Origin of the sequence: Planktothrix serta PCC 8927 (assembly GCF_900010725.2) — a bacterium.
Taxonomy (GTDB): Bacteria; Cyanobacteriota; Cyanobacteriia; order Cyanobacteriales; family Microcoleaceae; genus Planktothrix; species Planktothrix serta.
Window position 1 is genome coordinate 1 of sequence record NZ_LR734898.1, and the last position, 206, is coordinate 206.

1 protein-coding gene is annotated in these 206 nt (G+C 33.5%); it reads left to right on the forward strand.

Going from position 1 to position 206, the window contains the following annotated elements; all coding sequences use genetic code 11:
• Positions 1–206 (forward strand): PD-(D/E)XK nuclease family transposase (locus PL8927_RS27540; protein WP_197047583.1); only part of this gene is annotated, 206 nt, incomplete at both ends.

The following is a 206-nucleotide window of genomic DNA, read 5'->3' on the forward strand; positions in this document are numbered from 1 at the left end:
GGCGAAAATGTGTTAATTGAAATGCAGGCTGTAAATGTACCAGCTTTTGGCAAAAGAATTCTTTATAACACAGCAAAAATGTATGTAAATCAACTAAAATTAGGGGAAGTTTATCCAGAATTGAGAGCAGCCATAGGTGTAGCGGTGACGGATTTTATTATGTTTAATGAACATAATAAAGTGATTTCACAATTTACTCTGAAGGA